We start from the raw sequence: 19,409 nt of genomic DNA on the forward strand, positions 1-19,409 counted from the left end.
AACAGCTTTGGCAACAATGCGGAAAAAGACACGGCTGGCTGCCGTGCCTTGAACCGTAATTCTATTGTAATAGGAGGTATCAGCGATTGCAAAAGGAAACACGAAGAAACAGCGCGGCGGGAAGCGCAAAGGCTAACCCGCCCCGCAAGCTCACCCGCGCCGAGAAAAAGCAGATTGCGGAAATCATCAGACAGGCAAAGGGCGACGGGAAAGCGCACACCGCGCAGCAGACAATCCCCTATATCCAGATGTACCCGGACGGTATCTGCAAGGTTACGGGACGGAAATATTCAAAGACCGTCGCCTTTGAAGATATTAACTATCAGCTTGCACAGGCAGACGACAAGACCGCCATTTTTGAGAACTGGTGCGACTTCCTAAACTGTGCGACACGTTCCCGCACAAACACCATTCTACAGGGAGTAAAGCTCTGTGGACGAAAAGACCATATGGTGGTAAAAGCGGGGGGCCTTCAGAGACAAACGAAGGCAACAACTTATACTTTGAAGAGTGGAATGATGGGGTAACGCCCTGAAACGCTCCCCTAATACTCCGACTGGCGTTGGTTGGAAACGGCCAGGGTCAGAAGCTCGGTGAAGTCGGCTGACTGCGCTCGCTCTGCTCGCGGTAAACAAAGGAAACAGCGACAGGCGCAAAGCAAGCCAGAGGTGGCTGTGAGCGTTAGGCCGGGGGTCTATAAAATGCCTATGGTTAGAATGTCCGAAGGGACTGACGAAAACGCGAATGTAAGGGTCTAAAGGAAGAATGGGGCTAATCTCCCTATCCCTACATGGGAGTCAGTGTGGAAAAGTAGTTCTGGTTCAGGCAAAATTCCATACACCGTTACAGGCGGTGTCAAGCTGGCAGGCTTATAGCGAGACCTAAGGGCATATGTACAGATAAAAGTATAGGAACGTGGCGAAAGCCTATCGCGTATCCCTCATTCGGGATATAGGCTGACGAAACATATAAGCAGTCGAAGCGGTGGGTAAAGTAGTGGCAATAGCATTGATGTCCCTACGGCTGGCAGTCAAAAGCTGACAGCCTTAGTAATGGGGGGCGGAGTGACGGCCACGAGTCAATCAAGCACAAACGTCTATTCACAAGTGAACAACAGGATTTCGGATAGGACAAAAAGGTTATCTTCAAAAGGAGATAATGCCTGTATGGTTACAGAAGCAGTCAAAAAGCAAAAAACGAAGCCGAAAAAAGTAAATAACCTCCGGCACGCAGAATACTACAGTATGCAGGAGACATTTGACGAACTGTTTGCAAGAGCCGGAAAAAAGGAGAATTTCGGAAGGCTGATGGATTTGATCCTAAGCCGGGACAATATACTTCTTGCCTATCGAAATATGAAAGGCAATACCGGCAGTGTAACACCGGGTACGGATAGGTTAACAATTCACGATGTTGAAAAGTTCACCCCGGATGGATTGGTAGCCAAAGTCCGTAATATTATCAAAAATTATCGACCCCGAACTGTTCGCCGCAAGGAAATCCCAAAACCCTATGACCCAACCAAAACAAGGCCGCTGGGTATCCCGTGCATTTGGGACAGGCTGATACAGCAGTGTATCCTGCAAGTTCTTGAGCCAATATGCGAGGCAAAATTCAGTGACAACAGTTATGGATTCCGGCCAAACCGAAGTTGCGAAAACGCGATAGCTGCGGCATATAAACTGATGCAGCGTTCGCATATGCAGTATGCAGTGGAATTTGACATAAAGGGCTTTTTCGATAATGTAGACCACTCCAAATTGCTCAGGCAGTTGTGGGCTTTAGGTGTCAAGGATAGACAATTGCTATACGTCATTAAGCGCATTCTAAAGGCTCCTATTCAATTAGAGGACGGCACGGTAGTAACTCCCACTGCGGGAACCCCGCAGGGTGGAATTATTTCACCATTGCTGGCAAATGTGGTGCTGAATGAACTGGACTGGTGGCTGGAAAGCCAGTGGCAGGAAAATCCCATTGTTTATAATCGCAAGGCTTACTATGACACAAAGGGGAGACGGATTAAAAGTCACGGCTATGAAGCTATGCGTAAAACCAGATTGAAGGAAATGTACATGGTACGCTACGCTGATGATTTCCGCATCTTCTGTCCAAGCGTAGACGTGGCATATCGGGCAAAAATTGCCGTTACGCAATGGTTAAAAGAGCGGCTGCGACTGGATATTTCCCCAGAGAAAACCAGAGTTGTTAATCTTAAAACGCAATATTCGGAATTTCTTGGGATCAAAATGCAACTAAGGCCCAAGAAAGGAGGCATGGTAGTCCACTCACGGGTCAGCAGCAAGGCAATGAAAAGGATTCAGACAGTAGCGAAGGAAAAAGCAAAGGCAATTGTCCGCCCACAGCATGGTACAACTGATGTACACGCAGTACATGACTATAACGCATTTGTCATGGGTGTACATAATTATTATCGAATGGCTACAGCGGTCAGTGTGGATTTTTCAAGATTATCCTATCCTGCGGCAAAAATACTTTACAGGCTGGGAAAGCGGCTGAAAAAGGAACCACAACAGCCAACAAAAGGGGCAGTAGCAGACAGATATGGCAGCTCTGCACAAACGCGATACTTGAAAAATCTGCCCATCGCCCCCATAGGATACGTTCAGACAAAACCTCCGATGTTCAAAAGGCAGGCTGTTCAGAAGTATACCCCAGAGGGCAGGCAAGAAATCCACACCAATCTCGAAATTAACACATCTCTGCTGAAAGCAATGGCGCAGCAAATATTAGTATGGCGCAGTGCCCAATACGCTGATAACCGGCTATCTCTTTTCTGCGCACAGTATGGAAAATGTGCTGTTACAGGACAACCCTTCCAATCTCTGGCTGATATCCACTGTCATCATAAGCTGCCTAGGGCAAAAGGTGGTACTGACCAATACAACAACCTTGTGTTGGTGCGAGAACCTGTACATCTGCTAATTCATGCGACTACCGATGAGACCATAGCAAAGCATCTTGCCATTCTCAACCTTAGCAAAAGGCAAATTTCCAAGCTAAACAAACTCCGCATAGCAGCGGGAAACACGCCAATCTCTATCTAAACGGCTTCGGATAGAATGCGGCACACCCCTTAAACTGCTTGTAATAACTTGTGACAATGAAAATGTAGTTTGATTGATGGAACGCCGTGTGAGGGGAAACTCTCATGCACGGTGTGGAGCGGGGGAAAAGCCGGAAACGTTGATACTGTAGGCTTACCTATCGCTATACTTTGACAGCTCCATCCGCTTTCAGCTCTCCTTTCTGAACCTGTCCGCCGCCCAGGACGGCTATGCCCGGAGCATCGTCATTCCCCTACGGGCGGACAAATTCAACGATGTGCGGGACGAATACTCGGAAATGCTGCAAAATCAGCTTGCCAAGGGGAACAACGGCCTGACAAAGACCAAATATCTCACCTTCGGCATTGACGCGGACAGCATCAAAGCCGCCAAGCCCCGGCTGGAACGCATTGAGATGGATGTTATCAACAATTTCAAGCACCTGGGCGTGGCCTGCTCCCCCATGAACGGTATGGAGCGGCTGCATCTGCTCCACGGCATCTTCCACATGGACGGCCAGACCCCGTTCCGCTTCTCCTGGGATTGGCTGGCCCCCTCCGGGCTGTCCACCAAGGACTTCATCGCCCCCAGCTCCTTTGAGTTCAAAAATGGGCGGATGTTCCGCATGGGGCAGATGTTCGGCGCAGTGAGCTTTCTGCAAATCCTGGCCCCGGAGCTGAATGACCGTATGCTGGCGGATTTTCTGGATATGGAATCCAGCCAAATCGTCAGCCTCCACATCCAGTCTGTGGACCAGATCAGCGCCATCAAGACGGTGAAACGAAAGATCACCGACCTGGACCGGGCCAAGATTGAGGAACAGAAAAAGGCAGTCCGCGCGGGCTATGATATGGATATAATTCCCAGCGACCTTGCCACCTACGGCACAGAGGCCAAAAAGCTGCTGCAAGACCTTCAGAGCCGGAATGAGCGGATGTTCCTGGTGACGTTCCTGGTGGTAAACACGGCGGACAGCCAGCGGCAGCTTGACAACAACGTGTTCCAGGCGTCCAGTATCGCGCAGAAATACAACTGCCAGCTTACCCGGCTGGACTTCCAGCAGGAGGAGGGCCTGATGTCCTCCCTCCCCCTGGGCCGCAATCAGATTGAGATACAGCGGGGCTTGACTACTTCAAGCACTGCTATTTTTGTCCCCTTTACCACCCAGGAACTGTTTCAGCGCGGCGGCGAAGCCCTTTACTACGGGCTGAACGCACTTAGCAATAACCTTATTATGGTAGACCGCAAGCAACTTAAAAACCCTAACGGGCTAATCCTCGGAACCCCCGGGAGCGGCAAATCCTTCTCTGCCAAGCGGGAGATTTTGAATGTGTTCCTCGTCACGGACGATGACATCCTCATCGCAGACCCGGAGGCGGAATATTACCCCCTCGTCCAGCGGCTGGACGGACAGGTGATAAAGATTTCCCCCACCAGCAAGCAGTATGTCAATCCGATGGACCTCAACCTGGACTATTCGGATGATGAAAGCCCGCTGTCCTTGAAGGTGGATTTCCTGCTGTCCTTCTGTGACATTGTTGTGGGCAGTAAAGACGGCCTCCAGCCGGTGGAGAAAACGGTGATTGACCGCTGTGTGCGGCTGGTGTATCAGAAATACCTCACCGACCCCAGGCCGGAGAATATGCCCATCCTGGAGGATTTGTACGATGCTCTCCGTGCGCAGGAGGAAAAGGAGGCCCAATTCATCGCCACGGCGCTGGAAATCTACGTCACCGGCAGTCTGAACGTGTTCAACCACCGCACCAACGTGGATATTGACAACCGTATTGTCTGCTATGACATCAAGGAGATGGGCAAGCAGTTGAAGCAGTTGGGGATGCTGGTCATTCAAGATCAGGTATGGAACCGCGTCACCGTCAACCGGGCGGCGGGCAAGACCACCCGCTACTATGTGGATGAGTTCCACCTTCTGCTGAAAGGCGAGCTGGCGAGTTGGAGCGTGGAGATTTGGAAACGGTTCAGAAAGTGGGGCGGGATTCCCACCGGCATCACGCAGAACAGCAAAGACCTTCTGGCAAGCCCGGAAATCTCCAATATCCTGGAAAACTCCGACTTCATTTATATGCTCAATCAGGCGGCGGGAGATCGGAAAATCCTTGCCAAGCAGCTCAACATCAGCCCCCACCAGCTTTCCTATGTCACCCACTCCGGCGAGGGCGAGGGGCTGCTGTTCTACGGCAACGTGATTTTGCCCTTCGTGGACCGATTCCCCAAAGACACCGAACTGTATCGCATTATGACAACGAAGCCGCAGGAAATTTCTGGATAAGGCGTAGGAGGTAATTGCATATGGATTTTTTGAAAGACCATGAAGCAATCAGAGAAATGCTCCGCTTGATGGAGGAAAACAACCGGCAGGATCAGGCAAAGGAGTTCGCCCGCCTGATCGCCTGTGTGGACAGCATGGAGCAGCAGTACGCCGCCGTCCTGTCCGAATTGCGGGATGTGAAACAGCAGCTTTCCGAAATGCCGGAACAGCGCCGGTCTATGAAGGACGCGCTCACGGATATGGCGCAGGCGTTGGAGGATCGGGTTGAAGAAATGCGGGAGCAGCTCCAAACGATACGGGAAAAGATCATCTCCTGCGCAAAGGACGCTGTAAGCAATTTTAAGCAGATGGGGACCGCCGCGCTGGACACGGCGGTGTATGCGTTGGGCATCAAAAAACTGCTGGAATCTGTGCAGGATAAGATTTGTGGCTCTATGGAGAAAACCAGCGCGTCCATCCAGCGGGTGGAGGCTATGGGCCAGGAGCTGCGGAGCGCGGGGAACCATTTGAAAAACGCTGGCCGTGCCGCTGTTGGAAAGGAAACCCAGCAGACGGACACAGCGCGGGAGGGGCGTTTCCAGGCCGCTGTGCTGGCCCCCATGCGGGCGGCAAATGCCATATATGCCGGTATGAACAGGACAATCTATGGGGCGCTTGGCGCTGTGGACCGGCTGGAACGGGCGGCGGAGCGGACCCGTGGCAAGCGTGAGCGGCCCTCTGTCCGGCAGCGGCTGGAGGAAAAGAAAACGGAAACGCAGGCGCGTCCCCTTGCTCTGCCTGACCCGTCCAGAAAACCGCATGAGGCCGCACGATGAGCAGAGATAAGCAGCCTCGTCTCCAGTTCACCGATGCCGAGCGTGGAGACCCCCGGCTGAAGGAACATATTCGCCGTGCGGACAAAGCGGCGAATCAGGCGGATGCGGCGCGGAAGAAAATTCCAAAGCAGAAAAAGCCGGTTAAGCAGCGCACCGTGGACCCCGCCACCGGCAAAGCCAAGACCCGCCTGCGGTTTGAGGAAGTGGACAAGCCCGCGCCCGTCTCCAAGCTGTCCCATGCGGTCACATCCGCGCCGGTCCATACGGCGGTGGGTACGGTCCATCGGAAGATCAGCGAGGCCGAACAGGACAATGTGGGCGTAGAGAGCGCCCACCGGCTGGAGGAATCCGCCGAGGGCGGTGTGCGTCTGGCGGCGTACTCCTACCGCTCTCAAAAGCTGCGCCCCTACCGGGAGGCGGCAAAAGCGGAGCAAAAATTGGAAAAAGCCAATGTAAACGCACTGTATCAGAAGCATATCCGGCAGAATCCCCAGCTTGCCAGTAACCCGGTCTCCCGCTGGCAGCAAAAGCGGGCCATCAAAAAACAGTACGCCGCCGCCAAACGTGCGGAACAGTCTGCCGGTTCTGCGGTCAAAACTGCGGAAAATACGGCAAAGGCCGCAAAAAAGGCTACGGAGGAAACGAGAAAAACCGCTGGCTTTCTCTGGCGGCACAAAAAGGGCTTTCTCATTGTGATCGCCCTGTTTTTGATCGTGTCCATATTTCTCAATGGGATGTCCTCCTGCTCCATGCTGGCGGAGGGCGTCATGTCTGTGCTGGGCGGTTCCACCCACCCCTCCAGCGACGAGGCCATGCTGGGGGCGGAGGCGGCTTATGCCGGGATGGAAAACGAGCTGCAAAGCTACCTGGACAGCTATGAGAGTACCCACGACTATGATGAGTACAGCTATGACCTGGACGAAATCGGCCATGACCCCTATGTGCTGATGGCGCTGCTCAACGCTTACCATCAAGGCGGCTGGACGCTGGAACAGGTGCAGGGGACCCTGGAAATGCTCTTTGAGCGTCAGTACACCCTCACGGAAACGGTGACGGTGGAGACCCGCTATGACGATGATGATGAACCATATGAATACTCCATCTGTACGGTGACGCTGGACAACTTTGACCTGTCCCATCTGCCCGTCTATTTGCTGGACGAGGAAGGGATGAACATTTACGCCGTGTATATTGCCACCCTGGGCAACCGGCCCGACCTGTTCCCCGCCAGCGAATACCCCAACGTATCCCAGCGGCAGGACTATCTGGACTATGATGTACCCCCGGAGGCTTTGGAGGATGAGGTTTTTGCGGCAATGCTGGCCGAAGCCGAGAAATATCTTGGCTATCCCTATGTTTGGGGCGGCAGCAGCCCGTCCACCTCATTCGACTGCTCCGGCTTTGTGTCCTGGGTCATCAATCACTCCAGCTGGAAATATGGACGGCTGGGGGCGCAGGGCCTTTGCAACATCTGCACCCCGGTTTCCCCTGCCAACGCCCGCCCTGGCGATCTGGTGTTTTTCAAGTACACCTATGACGCGCCCAACCCGGACGGCGTGACCCACTGTGGCATCTATGTAGGGAATGGAATGATGATTCACTGCGGATCGCCCATTTCCTACGCCACCCTCAATACATCCTACTGGCAAGCTCATTTTTACTGTTACGGCAGACTTCCAGAACCATAAAAGGAGGGATTTTTATGAACCCGAAGATCAAGAAAATCAATACGGAATATGAGAAAAACGCCGCCAAGATTACCGAGCTGCAAGCGCGGCAGGAGGAATTGGCAAAGCAGCGCACCGAGCTGGAAAACCTGGACATCATCGGCCTTGTGCGGAGCATGGGCCTGGACCCTGACCAGCTTGCCGCGCTCATTCACGCCGCCCAGCCCGGTGTGTCGGTGGGAGAGGGGGACAGCAGCCATGAGAACGTCTAAGCGGCGCATCCTGTCTATGGTGCTGGCGCTGATGCTGTGCCTCTCCGTCCTCCCTGTCACCGCCTTTGCTGGCGGCGGGCCGGAGGACGGCAGCGACAAAGTGCTGGAATACTGGAGCCAGGATTCCACGCCTCCCCAGGACACCCCGCCGACGAATCAGCAGACAGGCCAGCCTGCCACCGGCCAACAGCCCCAGCAGGGGGAACCGCTGTCCGTGGGCAGCGAGTTTTTCACCCGCGATCTGCTTTACAGCAAGGACACTCATAAGCAGTTTATCACCGTGGAGGGCCGGGATGGGAATATTTTTTACATTCTGATCGACTATGACGCCCCGGTGAACGAGGAAGAAGAACAATATACGACCTATTTTCTGAACAAAGTGGACGAGGCAGACCTGTCCGCGCTGGTGGAGCAGGGGGAACCCGCCGCCTGCATCTGCACCGACAAATGCCACGCCGGGGCGGTCAATACCGCCTGCCCGGTCTGTTCCGTCAACATGACCGAGTGTGCGGGTAAAGAGCCGGAGCCGGAAAAGCAGGAGGAACCGGCAGGGACTGACACCGAGCCTGACCCGGAGCCGGAGAAAAAGGGCGGCGTCAATGGGATGCTGATTGTGGTGCTGGCGGTGGCCCTGGCTGGCGGCGGCGCGGCCTATTTCTTGAAGTTCAAGAAGAAAAAGCCTGATACCAGGGGCAACGCCGATCTGGAGGACTATGATTACGGCGATGAGAACGAGTATGAGGACGGCGGCGCAGAGGATGAGAGGGACGAATGAGATACTTTACTTCCAATCCTCTGGAACGCCTGATGATGCAGGCCCCTCCGCCCCGGCAGGCACAGCGGGCCAAGCCAGCGCCGCCCAAGGACCACCCCTGCCACGGCTGTAAACGCTGCGGCGAGAGTTGCGTCCTGCCCTGCTACCGAGGTGTGGAGGTCATACCGCCCATTCCAGCCCCGGACCGCGCCCGGTCCCGATAAATAATTTGTTGCGGCTGTGGGATAATTGTGGTATAATCAAGACACGAAAGGAGTTGAGCTTATGCCGCGAATTATCCCAATCCGTGATTTGAAGGACACCGCCGCTATTTCACAGATGTGCAGCGAATCTACCGAGCCGGTCTATATCACCAAAAATGGATATGGCGAAATGGTGATTATGAGCATGAAAGCCTATGAGGAAAAATTAGCTGTGCTGGATGTTTACTCAAAGCTGGCGGAGGCAGAGGAAGAAATTCGAGAGGGAAAAACGGTAGAGGCCCATACCTCGCTCAAAGGGCTGAGGGAAAAGTATGGCATATAAGATCATAAAAACCAGGTTAGCCGAGCAGGATTTAGACAATATCCTTGGATATATCGTACTCTCCCTGGCAAATCCCTCTGCTGCGGCGTCCTTTGCCGATGCAGTTGAGGCGTGTTACTCCGACTTGGAGAAGATGCCGCTGATGTATGAGCTGTGCCGCGACCCCCGGCTTCGTGCGCTGGAATATCATAAAGCAGTTATTAAAAACTTCATCATGGTCTATAAAGTGGATGAAGCCGAAAAAACCGTTCATATCCTGCGGTTCTTCTATGGCAGGCAGGACTATGAAAAACTGATTTGAATTTAACAGGAACGAGCAAAGAGCAGTCTGTGTAAGCAGGCTGCTTTTTGTTTGCCAACAAAGGAGTGTGATTTTATGTATCGCCTTGTAATCGCGGAGAAGCCCTCGGTTACTATGAGTATTGCCAAGGTGCTGGGGGCCACGGCCCGGAAGGAGGGCCATATGGAGGGCGGCGGCTGGCTGGTAAGCTGGTGCATCGGCCATCTGGCGGGACTGGCCGAGCCTGCTGTCTACAACCCCGACTATGACAAGTGGCGGCGGGAGGACTTGCCCATCCTGCCGGAAAGCTGGCGGTTCACCATCGGAAAGGACAAACGGGAGCAGTTCGACATTCTGCGGACCCTGCTTCGCCGGGAAGATGTGTCCGAGGTGGTGAACGCCTGTGACGCAGGCCGCGAGGGGGAGCTAATCTTCCGCACCGCCTACCATCTGGCGGGCTGTACCAAGCCCATGAAACGGCTGTGGATTTCCAGCATGGAGGACAGCGCCATCCGGGAGGGCTTTGATAATCTCCACCCTGGCAGCGACTATGACGGCCTGCACCAAGCCGCCCTGTGCCGCCAAAAGGCCGATTGGCTGGTGGGTATCAACGCCACCCGGCTGTTCTCGGTGCTGTATGGCCGGACACTGAACATCGGGCGCGTTATGTCCCCCACTCTGGCCCTCATCGCCCAGCGGGAGGCGGAGATTGCCGCCTTTGAGCCGGTTCCGTTCTACACGGTGGAGTTGTCCTGCGGCGGCATGACCCTCACCAGTGAGCGGATCAGCGGCAAGGAGGACGCCGCCGCCATCGCCGCCGCCTGCGAGGACAGCGCCGCCATTCTCCAGACAGTGGAACGCCGGGAGAAGTCCGAAAAGTCCCCGGCCCTTTATGACCTGACTACCCTCCAGCGGGACGCCAACCGCATCCTGGGCTACACCGCCCAACAGACGCTGGACTATTTGCAGGCCCTCTATGAAAAGAAACTGTGTACTTATCCCCGGACGGACAGCCGCTTTCTGACGGATGATATGGAAAGTTCTGTCCCTGGTCTGGTGTCCGCCGCCGTCACAATCTGCGGCGTACAGGCAGCAGGGACCGTATCAGCGGCCCAGGTATGCAGCAGCGGAAAAGTTTCCGACCATCATGCCGTTGTTCCCACGCCCAGCGCCGCCACCGCCGACCTTTCCGCCCTCCCCCTGGGAGAGCATGAAATCCTGCGGCTGGTGTCGCTGGCGCTGATCCGGGCGGTCTGCCCGCCCCATCGGTACGCCGAGACCAGCCTGACGGCGGAGTGCGGCGGGCATCGTTTTACTGCCAAGGGGAAAGCGGTGCTGGATATGGGCTGGCGGGCCTGTGCCGCACTCCCCAAGGACGCCGCTCTGCCGGACGGTCTGGCAGAGGGCCAGTCGCTGACGGTGGATGCGGTCCAGGTGAAGGAGGGCAAAACGACCCCGCCCAAGCATTTTACGGAGGACACCATCCTCCAGAGTATGGAGACCGCTGGTGTTGGGGAAATGCCGGAGGACGCGGAGCGGAATGGCATCGGCACCCCCGCCACCCGCGCCGCCATTCTGGAAAAGCTGGTGGCCACCGGGCTTGTGGAACGGAAGAAAGCCAAGAAGATCACCAGCCTCCTGCCCACCCAGGCGGGCAGCTCCCTTGTCACTGTTCTGCCGGAGGTCCTGCAATCCCCCCTGCTTACCGCAGATTGGGAACAGCGGCTGGGCGAAGTAGAGCGCGGGGAGCTGTCCCCGGAGGACTTCATGACCGGGATCGCCGCTATGGTGGATGAGCTGGTGAAAACGTACCAGCCTGTTCCCGGCGCGGCGGTGCTGTTCCCCTCGGATAAGGAGGCCGTCGGCCCCTGCCCCCGCTGCGGCGGCGCTGTGGCCGAAAGCAAAAAGGGCTTTTTCTGTGAAAATCGGGAGTGCCGCTTTGTCCTGTGGAAAGACAGCAAGTTTTTCACCGCCAAGAAAAAGACGCTCACCAAGGCCACCGCTGCCGCCCTGCTGAAGAAGGGCCGGGTGAAGCTCACCGGCTGTTTCTCGGAGAAAACCGGGAAAACCTATGACGCCACGGTGGTGCTGGAGGACGATGGGGCCAAGACAAATTACAAGCTGGTGTTCGACAATGGATAAGCTGCCCCGTATGGATGATAGCCAGTTCCGGCGGGTGAAAAAGCTCATCCGCCGCCTGTGCGCCAACTGCGAGAGCGGCAACTGCCTCCTGCTGGACGATGGGGACCCCTGCCCCTGTCCGCAGATGATTTCCAACACCTTAATCTGCAAATACTTCCGCGCCGCCGTCCTGCCAGCAGACCAGGAGTTGCACGGGGAGATCATGGCGGCACGGCCTGTCAAGTGCTGCTGTATCTGCGCCGCACCGATTTTTTCCCGCTCCAATTCGGTGAAATACTGCCCTGCCTGCGCCGCCAGGGAACGCCGCAGACGGGACCGGGAGCGGAAAGCCAAAGCGGCCTCGCACTTCCGCAAATAGAGGGCTTGAAAGCCTTGCGGCACAAGGCTTTCAAAACGCCAAACCGCCCAGGGATGTAACTTTACCCTCGAAGGGCCAAAATGGACCTCTACTTGCGGAATTTTGCCCCGCATAGGACGATTCGGTTTCCTGTACGGGGCCATTTTGAAGAAAGGAGATTTTTGCCGTGGCAGACAAAAAGCCCAGCAACCGGGAACGGATCAAGGAAATTGTGGCCGGGATTGAGGCAAACATACAAGACCTGTTCCAGAGCGACAAATTTGCGGACTATCTCCGCACCATATCCCGGTTTCACAACTATTCCTATAACAATACCATCCTCATCCATATGCAGATGCCCAGCGCCACCCATGTGGCCGGGTTCAACAAGTGGAAAAATCAGTTTGGCCGTCATGTGAAAAAGGGGGAAAAGGGCCTGACGATCATCGCCCCCACACCCTTCAAAAAGCGTATTGAGGAAATGAAGCTGGACCCGGACACCAGAGCGCCGGTATTGGACAATGACGGAAATGTTGTCATGGAGGAACGAGAGATTGAGATTCCCCTGTTCCGCCCGGTCAAGGTGTTCGATGTGAGCCAGACCGAGGGCAGGCCCCTCCCCAGCCTTGTTTCCAGCCTGACCGGGGATGTGCAGCAGTACGAGGCGTTCATGGAGGCCCTGCGGCGTGCCTCCCCGGTGCCGATGCAGTTCAAGCCGCTGCGGGAGGGGCTGGACGGTTTTTTGAGCCTGAAAGATCAGACCATCACCATCCGGGAGGGCATGAGCCAGGTGCAGACGGTGTGCGCCGCCGTCCATGAGATCACCCACGCCATGCTTCACAACCGGGAGCGGGAGCAGCTCACCGCCGCCGCTGGGATTACAGATCGGGAACCACTCAAACCGAAAGATAAGAACACAAAGGAAGTGGAGGCGGAAAGCGTCTCCTATACCGTCTGCCAGTATTATGGCATTGAGACCAGTGCCAACAGTCTGGGCTACATCGCCACATGGTCCAAGGATAAGAGCCTGCCGGAACTGAAAGCCAGCCTGGAGACCATCTCCAAGACTGCGAATATCCTCATCACCAGCATTGACCGCCATTTTCAAGAGATTTGCAAGGAACAGGGCATTGACCTGACCGCCCAGCAGCCGGAGCAGGACGCGCCCTCTGCCGCGCCCGACAACCTGGAACAGTTTGCCGCTGATTTATACGATTTTATGGATCAGCTTTATCAGGAGGGAGTTCTGAAACACCCGTTTACCCAGGACCCCAGGGAGCGGTCCATCGCTGACCTTGTAATTGAAATGCGGAAAGGTTATTTTGAAGGTGTGCGCGGCCCGCTGAATTATCTGATCGAACATACTGACTTGATACATACCGACCTAACAAAAGCCAAGGCGATGCTGGCAAGGCTGGATGGGCTGGTCCAGACGCAGGACGCGCCAGCGGCGGAGCTGCCGCCTGACACCCCGGAGCGGTTCATCAGCGATATGCTGGATATGCTGGACCATCTGTATCAGGCGGGGCTTATCAAAAAGAATTTTCCCCCTGACAACCGGGAACAGACCAAGGCAAATCTGGTCCGTACCCTGCATATCAACCCTTCCATCGTCCGGGCCACTCTGGAGCAGTTCGTCCAACAGGACACCGGCGCGGCGGAGGCAAAGGTTATGTTGGAACGGCTGGATGGGCTGGCGGAATCTGTGCCGCTGAAAGAATATGTCTACAAAATGGAGGCCAACTCCCAGACTGTGGGCGCAGCTGACCAGCAGTTTATCCAGGCATATGAAAGAACATCGAAAGGGACCTTAAAGCCGGATCGGGTGCTGTTTTTTGGCACGGCTGATAGATGCGCCGGTCTGCTGAAAAAGCTGCAATCCGGCGAATTGAAACCGGATGATTTTTTCCAACCCGGCACAGCCAGAATCAGTCATTACAAAACCAAAGACGGCGCGGAGCTGGATGCTTTTGTAGGGCCAGATGATAAGGTATATATGGGCAGGCGCGACCACTATGACAATCGCGGCCATTACCTCAATGCGGACAAGTCCTTGCTGTACCTCTCCGATAATACGGTGATGTTCGATTTTGTCTCCGGGAGCAGCTATGCCGTTACCCAGGCGGAGCTGCTGGCCCAGGGCTGTTTTACGATGGAGGACTATGCCGAGTTTGATGCCCTGCGTGTTGGCGTGCTGGCACAATTTGAGCAGGTCGAGCAGCTGTTGTTCGCCGGGGAGCCGTTCAGCTTCACCCAGCCGGATGCGGCGGAGCAGGCGGCGGTTGCCGAGGCGCAGGATAAACAGGAAAGCCGTCTGGACGAATACCCCCTGCCGGACCCAGCCTTTCCCGCTGACGAGCTGGAACAGAACTACGGCTATTCGGGCGGCGATCTGCTGCCCCTGTCCAGGGAACGGGCGGCGGAGCTGATGGAACAGGATTTGACCGTCTACATGGTGGAGGCTGGCGAGAATCCCGCTATGGTCTTTGACCGGGACGATCTCATGGAGCAGCCGGAGGGCATGATGTTTGCCGTTCCCCGCAAGGAATGGGAGGAAAGCCCGGAATTTCACCAGTGCATTGTGGACCGGCTGAATCACCAGGAGGAACGGGAACGGGCCTTTCTCGACTACGGCGGGGACTGCTTTGCTATTTATCAGATAAAGGACGGCGCTGAACAACGCGACCTCCACTTTATGAACATGGACTGGCTGATGTCCAAGGGGCTGACCGCTGACCGGGACAATTATGATCTGGTCTATACGGGAGAGCTGGCGGCGGGGCAGGGTTCGAGCGCCCTGGAACGGCTGTGGGAAAAATTCAACATCAACCATCCGGCGGACTATCACCGGCCCTCCATGTCTGTCAGTGACATCGTTGCGGTCAAGCAGGACGGCGTGGTATCCTTCCATTACTGCGACAGTTTTGGCTTTGCGAAAGTGCCGGACTTCATCAGCCAGAAGCCCTCGGTGGCCGAGTTAGAGGCCCAGGCCAAGGCGGGGCAGGCTATTTCCCTGACGGATTTAGCAGGTGCTGTCCACCGGGAAAAGAAAAAATCCGTTGTGGCCCAGCTCAAAAACCAGCCAGCCCAGGAACGAAAAAAGACAGCGCCCAAAAAGAGCGCGGAAAAGGAGCGGTAAGGAAATGAACGATTTTACATTTGAGGAACAGAATCTGGTATGTATTTACAATAGTTCCGGCACCCGTGCGGGCGTGATCGTCGCCCTCACCGAGATGCGGGGCTATCTGGAGCCGGACGAGGACGAGCTGCGGACGCTGACGGACAGCGCCCTTTCCAAGCTGGGACGCATGACCGATGCGGAGTTTACCGCTCTGGACCTGTTCCCGGACTTTGAGACGGAGGACCCTGCCTATGGCAAGTAAGCTCCAAGCCTATGCACAAATGGCCGACCATGCCGCCCGCCAGATCACCGGCAACTATCAGGAATGGACGGCCTTTCTCTCCACGGCGGGCCGTCTCTATAAATATCCGTACCCCGAACAGCTCCTGATTCACGCCCAGCGGCCCAACGCCACAGCCTGTGCGGAATATGATTTCTGGAACCAGCGGATGCGCCGGTATGTGCGGCGGGGAGCCACGGGTATTGCCATCATCGACAACAGCGCTGTGGAAGTACCGGGAGGAATATCAGGACACGGTATCGGCGGCGCTGGGGCAGCGGTTTGACGTGTCCGGCAGCGACCTCGTGGAACAGTTTGAGAAGATCGCCGCCCAGCTTGCGGCGGAATATTGGGACGATCACCAGCAGGACATCCTCCGCATCGTTGACGGCAGCTTTTTGGAGGAGTATGATGAGTTCAACATCGGAGCGCAGTTCCGAAATGCCGCCGCCGTCAGCATCGCCTACACCCTCATGTCCCGCTGCGGCCTGGAGCCGGAAAACTACTTTGAACATGAGGATTTCCTGAGTTTTTTCGATTTCAACACCCAGGACACCATCACGGAGCTGGGTACGGCGGTCAGTTTGGGGAGCGAAACGGTGCTGCGGCAGATCGAAGTCACCATCAAAAAATATGAGCGGGAAAAATCCGCAGAAAGGAACGCTGAACATGGAGAACAATCTGACCTACACCCAAGTGGGAGATTACCTGATCCCCAATCTGGCCCTGCCGGAGCAGCCGGACCGGGACCTGGGCAGGTACGGGAGGATGCGCCGGACGTATCTGAAGGAGCATCGTCCGGGACTGTTCAACCGCCTGACGCTGAACGGGACACTGTTCAGCCACCTGTTGGAGATCGAGGACGCGGCGAACAGCCGTCTGGAGCAGATGATGCCGCAGTTGGCGAAGGCGGCGGGAGCCACGGAGCAGTTGAAAGCCCACGATCAGATGAAGTGGGTGGGGCTGATGAACACCTGCAAGGCACAGGCGGAGGAAGTTATCATGTCGGAGCTGATTTACAACTGACACCCCAAGAGCCGGAGCCGCAGGCGAACGGCGATTGGCCGGCGGAAGGGGTGCCTTGGGTGCAGCTAAGTTTTATGCCCCCGGAAATCCCGTCCCAGCGGGAGCAGATGGAGGCCATTGGAGAAGCAGAGAGCGCAGACGCGCCCTCTGCTTGTTTTCTCCCCCAGGCCGAGGTGGACCGGGCGCTGCGGGGATATGGCGGCAAGCTGAAAATTTTTGATCTGTACCATCAGAATCTTCCCACCAAAAGCATTGTTGCAGCAATCCGAAAAGAGTATGGCACATCAGGCGGCGGCTTTGTCCTCTCGGATGGGTCTCATATGTTTCTGGACTACCGGCCCAACACCGGCATGGAGTTTTGGCGTTATACTAAGGACAAAAAATTTATTGTCAAGTGGGCCGCTGTGGAAAAGCGTATTCGTCAGCTCATCCAGGAGGGCAGTTACCTTACGCCGGAGGAATTGGAGCAATACCAGCAAATGCACTCAGAGCAGATACAATCGGAAATGGAACGCCCCGTTCATGTGCCAGGGGCTACACCGCCTATCCCGGCCACAATTCCATTGAGGGAAATCACCCAGGCCGATATAGATGCCGCCCTCCAGGAGTGGAACGGCGATATTGCCAGCAAACGCCGGGTACAGCAGTACATGACTGGCCATGCCCGTGACCGGGACACGGCGGAGTGGCTGAAAAATGAGTACGGCGATAGTCTCCCTGCGTTTCCTGTTACAGTAGAGGGCGCGGCCACCGATCTGCCCTGGACAAAAGTACAGCGCTGCCTTGCCTGTCTGGTGAAGGAGGACAGATTTTTCACCGAGAAGGAACTGGACAATTTTGAGGACATAGATGCCGCCGCCATCCGGGAGCATCTGGAACAGGACAGCCCCTCCGAGTTTGTGGAGCAGGTCATGGCCGATGCGGAACGGCTGGCGGGGCAGGATTCCGGCACCGCGCCTACCATCCGGGAGACCTATGACCGCTATAAACCTATCATCCGGGATTTGGTGCTGGCAGATGTGGCCTATCAAAACGCCTGCAAGAACAGCGATAAAGATACCGCCCTGTTAGAAGGAAACGAAGCGGTCAAACGGGCGGCATCCGCTATTATGGGGCCGGACTATAATCTGGCCCCGGATTTCATGCGGTTGTATTTTGATATGGCAGACTTCCATAACCGGCTGCATCGGGAGATCATAGATGAGACATACCCCGTCCTCTCCCAGCTCCAGCAGGAGCAAAATGACGCTCCAGACATAACTGGATATGAGGATGAAATGCCGCCCTGGGGCACAGAAATAGGCAGTCATTCCCCTTGGGGCAAAGTGCAGATGAGCGATCAGTTTGCGGACGGCGTGTATGAGATCAGCACCGCCAGTCATGGCGGGATTATGATACGGGAAACAGAGGCGAAAGAACTGCTTTCGCCTGAAACCTTAGCCGCTGGCGGCACTGAATATGGATGGTGCTACTATGAGGAAGATGAGGCCGCATCCGTAGTCATTCGTGAATTGCTGGACAGGGGCATACCCGCAGCACCGTCGTTTGTGCGCTGTGAGTACAGCGAAACTCACGCTTTCTTTCAAGAAAACAAAATCTATTCTGTCGCTGAATTTGACCGGCTGATGAAGCAGGCGGATGACAGGCGTGTAGCGGGCAGAGAAGCCGCCATAAAGAAGTATGGGACGGAACAGAGATGGATTGAATCCAAAGACCCGGAGTTTGATGAATTTTTCGGCTATGACAAGGTTTCGTTCGTCATTGTTTTGCCGGATGGCGTAAGGGTTTGGGGCCGTCAGGATGTAGGCGCTGGCTACGGCGGACTGCTGGACTACCTCCGTCAAAATGAAAAATATCGCGATATTGTTCCCATTTTGCAGCAGGCCACAGAGCGGGAAAGGCGGCGGCGCTGCCCCCGGACCTCTCTGACCGGCCCGTTACCCGCGAGGGGAACACCATCACCATCGGGAGCGGAGACGCTGCCCATGAGGTTGACATCACCGTTTCTGACGAGGACTGGCAAACCATCCAGGAGGTTGTTGGCGCAACAGGTCAGCCGCCCCACGACCCTCTGGCCCCGCCTTACAAACCCGGCGATATAGTCTATCTACAAAATACAGCCTTTGAAATTGAGGAAATTGGCATATTTGACGTGCAGCTCCGGGACCCGTCCCTGCCGATACCACTCCTGCGAACTGAAAACAAGCAGAATTTTGAACGGCTGCTGCATCTGGACACGCGGAATGGCCGAATTACCAGCTATCTGCCTGCCGATATGAGCCGTGTCAACGATGATTTCCGGGAAGTGCTGACAAGGCATCTGCTGACAGACCGGGACAAGGGGTACATTTCCCAATGGCTGCGCTCCGGCGAGAACAACCGGGGAATCGCCCATCGGCTGTCCCTTGCTTTCGCCAGCCGCGCCGAGACGGTCACGCTGGAGACCGGGGATATAGCGGACTATTTTACCTCTACCGTCAGTATGGCGGTGGAAATCCAGGACAAATTCGGCACAAAGCTGTCCCTGTCCTGGGAGGCTGTCGCGCCTATCCTCCGTGCCCTCTGGCTGCAAGAGCTGGATGGTTTTTCCCATGAGCCGGTCCAGCGGGAGAGTGTGGAGCTGACAGGCCAGCTCCGCTATCAGGTGGGTGACAAGGTGGCTTTTGCCTACGGCGATCACGATGTCAGCGGAACCATTGAGGGTATCGGTGATTTGGATGTTATCATTCATACCGGCCCTTATGCCTGGAGCCATCAGACTGTTACCAAAGACTTTTTCGAGGACGCTGTGCGCCATGACGAGCGCAACGCCGC

The 19,409-nt window shown here is 55.7% G+C and carries 16 protein-coding genes and 2 pseudogenes; 17 read left to right on the plus strand and 1 reads right to left on the minus strand.

Annotated elements, in window-relative coordinates:
• Positions 1 to 86 precede the first annotated feature (86 nt).
• From D1646_RS10530 to D1646_RS10605, 15 genes and pseudogenes are all read left to right on the plus strand, one after another.
• A pseudogene (locus D1646_RS10530) lies at positions 87 to 383 on the plus strand (conjugal transfer protein TraE); the annotation flags it as partial.
• A gap of 783 nt (positions 384 to 1,166) precedes the next feature.
• Entirely contained in the window at positions 1,167 to 3,065 is a 1,899-nt protein-coding gene (gene ltrA, locus D1646_RS10535; RefSeq protein WP_160636420.1) for a group II intron reverse transcriptase/maturase, read from the plus strand.
• 166 nt (positions 3,066 to 3,231) lie between these two features.
• Positions 3,232 to 5,355 (plus strand): annotated as a pseudogene (locus D1646_RS10540) (conjugal transfer protein TraE); the annotation flags it as partial.
• 20 nt (positions 5,356 to 5,375) lie between these two features.
• Positions 5,376 to 6,170 (plus strand): DUF6674 family protein, encoded by a 795-nt coding sequence (locus D1646_RS10545; protein ID WP_160636421.1) that lies wholly within the window; start codon positions 5,376 to 5,378, stop codon positions 6,168 to 6,170.
• Positions 6,167 to 7,858, plus strand: coding sequence for a C40 family peptidase (locus D1646_RS10550; protein ID WP_160636422.1), 1,692 nt, complete (start codon positions 6,167 to 6,169; stop codon positions 7,856 to 7,858). The genes D1646_RS10545 and D1646_RS10550 overlap by 4 nt, the downstream gene beginning before the upstream one ends.
• A gap of 14 nt (positions 7,859 to 7,872) precedes the next feature.
• Positions 7,873 to 8,109, plus strand: a complete 237-nt coding sequence (locus D1646_RS10555) for a DUF4315 family protein (RefSeq protein ID WP_160636423.1) — start codon at positions 7,873 to 7,875, stop codon at positions 8,107 to 8,109.
• On the plus strand, positions 8,096 to 8,884 hold the full coding sequence (locus D1646_RS10560; protein WP_160636424.1) for a DUF4366 domain-containing protein: 789 nt from the start codon (positions 8,096 to 8,098) through the stop codon (positions 8,882 to 8,884). Before D1646_RS10555 ends, D1646_RS10560 begins: the two co-directional genes overlap by 14 nt.
• A complete protein-coding gene (locus D1646_RS10565) occupies positions 8,881 to 9,087 on the plus strand; it encodes a hypothetical protein (protein WP_160636425.1) in 207 nt (68 codons plus the stop codon). Before D1646_RS10560 ends, D1646_RS10565 begins: the two co-directional genes overlap by 4 nt.
• A 61-nt stretch (positions 9,088 to 9,148) precedes the next feature.
• Positions 9,149 to 9,409, plus strand: coding sequence for a type II toxin-antitoxin system Phd/YefM family antitoxin (locus tag D1646_RS10570; RefSeq protein ID WP_160636426.1), 261 nt, complete (start codon positions 9,149 to 9,151; stop codon positions 9,407 to 9,409).
• On the plus strand, positions 9,399 to 9,710 hold the full coding sequence (locus D1646_RS10575) for a type II toxin-antitoxin system RelE/ParE family toxin (RefSeq protein WP_160636427.1): 312 nt from the start codon (positions 9,399 to 9,401) through the stop codon (positions 9,708 to 9,710). Before D1646_RS10570 ends, D1646_RS10575 begins: the two co-directional genes overlap by 11 nt.
• 75 nt (positions 9,711 to 9,785) lie before the next feature.
• Positions 9,786 to 11,831, plus strand: a complete 2,046-nt coding sequence (locus tag D1646_RS10580) for a type IA DNA topoisomerase (protein ID WP_160636428.1) — start codon at positions 9,786 to 9,788, stop codon at positions 11,829 to 11,831.
• Positions 11,824 to 12,189 carry a cysteine-rich VLP domain-containing protein gene (locus tag D1646_RS10585; RefSeq protein WP_160636429.1) on the plus strand — a complete coding sequence of 122 codons (366 nt, stop codon included), beginning with the start codon at positions 11,824 to 11,826 and terminating at the stop codon, positions 12,187 to 12,189. The genes D1646_RS10580 and D1646_RS10585 overlap by 8 nt, the downstream gene beginning before the upstream one ends.
• Before the next feature lie 166 nt (positions 12,190 to 12,355).
• On the plus strand, positions 12,356 to 15,307 hold the full coding sequence (locus D1646_RS23210) for a YodL domain-containing protein (RefSeq protein WP_347565190.1): 2,952 nt from the start codon (positions 12,356 to 12,358) through the stop codon (positions 15,305 to 15,307).
• Between the two features lie 4 nt (positions 15,308 to 15,311).
• The gene (locus tag D1646_RS10600; RefSeq protein ID WP_160636430.1) at positions 15,312 to 15,551 is read left to right on the plus strand and encodes a transposon-transfer assisting family protein; all 240 of its coding nucleotides are present in this window, start codon (positions 15,312 to 15,314) and stop codon (positions 15,549 to 15,551) included.
• Positions 15,541 to 15,855 (plus strand): hypothetical protein, encoded by a 315-nt coding sequence (locus D1646_RS10605; protein ID WP_160636431.1) that lies wholly within the window; start codon positions 15,541 to 15,543, stop codon positions 15,853 to 15,855. Before D1646_RS10600 ends, D1646_RS10605 begins: the two co-directional genes overlap by 11 nt.
• Here D1646_RS10605 and D1646_RS10610 read toward each other — a convergent pair.
• Complete coding sequence (locus D1646_RS10610; protein ID WP_160636432.1) at positions 15,779 to 16,249, minus strand: hypothetical protein; 471 nt, start codon at positions 16,247 to 16,249, stop codon at positions 15,779 to 15,781. The two genes, D1646_RS10605 and D1646_RS10610, sit on opposite strands and share 77 nt — an antisense overlap.
• On the opposite strand from D1646_RS10610, the gene D1646_RS10615 reads away from it, so the two are divergent.
• Both D1646_RS10615 and D1646_RS23955 read left to right on the plus strand, forming a co-directional pair.
• Positions 16,239 to 16,595 carry a TnpV protein gene (locus tag D1646_RS10615; protein ID WP_160636433.1) on the plus strand — a complete coding sequence of 119 codons (357 nt, stop codon included), beginning with the start codon at positions 16,239 to 16,241 and terminating at the stop codon, positions 16,593 to 16,595. The genes D1646_RS10610 and D1646_RS10615 overlap by 11 nt on opposite strands.
• Before the next feature lie 59 nt (positions 16,596 to 16,654).
• Positions 16,655 to 18,697, plus strand: coding sequence for an LPD25 domain-containing protein (locus D1646_RS23955; protein ID WP_160636434.1), 2,043 nt, complete (start codon positions 16,655 to 16,657; stop codon positions 18,695 to 18,697).
• Positions 18,698 to 19,409 lie beyond the last annotated feature (712 nt).

It is taken from the genome of Pseudoflavonifractor sp. 60, assembly GCF_009911645.1.
GTDB lineage: Bacteria > Bacillota > Clostridia > Oscillospirales > Oscillospiraceae > Lawsonibacter.

Bases quoted from the DNA above. Each gene is read 5' to 3' on its own strand.
- ltrA (WP_160636420.1), top strand. From the start codon at position 1,167: ATGGTTACAGAAGCAGTCAAAAAGCAAAAAACGAAGCCGAAAAAAGTA.
- D1646_RS10545 (WP_160636421.1), top strand. From the start codon at position 5,376: ATGGATTTTTTGAAAGACCATGAAGCAATCAGAGAAATGCTCCGCTTG.
- D1646_RS10550 (WP_160636422.1), top strand. From the start codon at position 6,167: ATGAGCAGAGATAAGCAGCCTCGTCTCCAGTTCACCGATGCCGAGCGT.
- D1646_RS10555 (WP_160636423.1), top strand. From the start codon at position 7,873: ATGAACCCGAAGATCAAGAAAATCAATACGGAATATGAGAAAAACGCC.
- D1646_RS10560 (WP_160636424.1), top strand. From the start codon at position 8,096: ATGAGAACGTCTAAGCGGCGCATCCTGTCTATGGTGCTGGCGCTGATG.
- D1646_RS10565 (WP_160636425.1), top strand. From the start codon at position 8,881: ATGAGATACTTTACTTCCAATCCTCTGGAACGCCTGATGATGCAGGCC.
- D1646_RS10570 (WP_160636426.1), top strand. From the start codon at position 9,149: ATGCCGCGAATTATCCCAATCCGTGATTTGAAGGACACCGCCGCTATT.
- D1646_RS10575 (WP_160636427.1), top strand. From the start codon at position 9,399: ATGGCATATAAGATCATAAAAACCAGGTTAGCCGAGCAGGATTTAGAC.
- D1646_RS10580 (WP_160636428.1), top strand. From the start codon at position 9,786: ATGTATCGCCTTGTAATCGCGGAGAAGCCCTCGGTTACTATGAGTATT.
- D1646_RS10585 (WP_160636429.1), top strand. From the start codon at position 11,824: ATGGATAAGCTGCCCCGTATGGATGATAGCCAGTTCCGGCGGGTGAAA.
- D1646_RS10600 (WP_160636430.1), top strand. From the start codon at position 15,312: ATGAACGATTTTACATTTGAGGAACAGAATCTGGTATGTATTTACAAT.
- D1646_RS10605 (WP_160636431.1), top strand. From the start codon at position 15,541: ATGGCAAGTAAGCTCCAAGCCTATGCACAAATGGCCGACCATGCCGCC.
- D1646_RS10615 (WP_160636433.1), top strand. From the start codon at position 16,239: ATGGAGAACAATCTGACCTACACCCAAGTGGGAGATTACCTGATCCCC.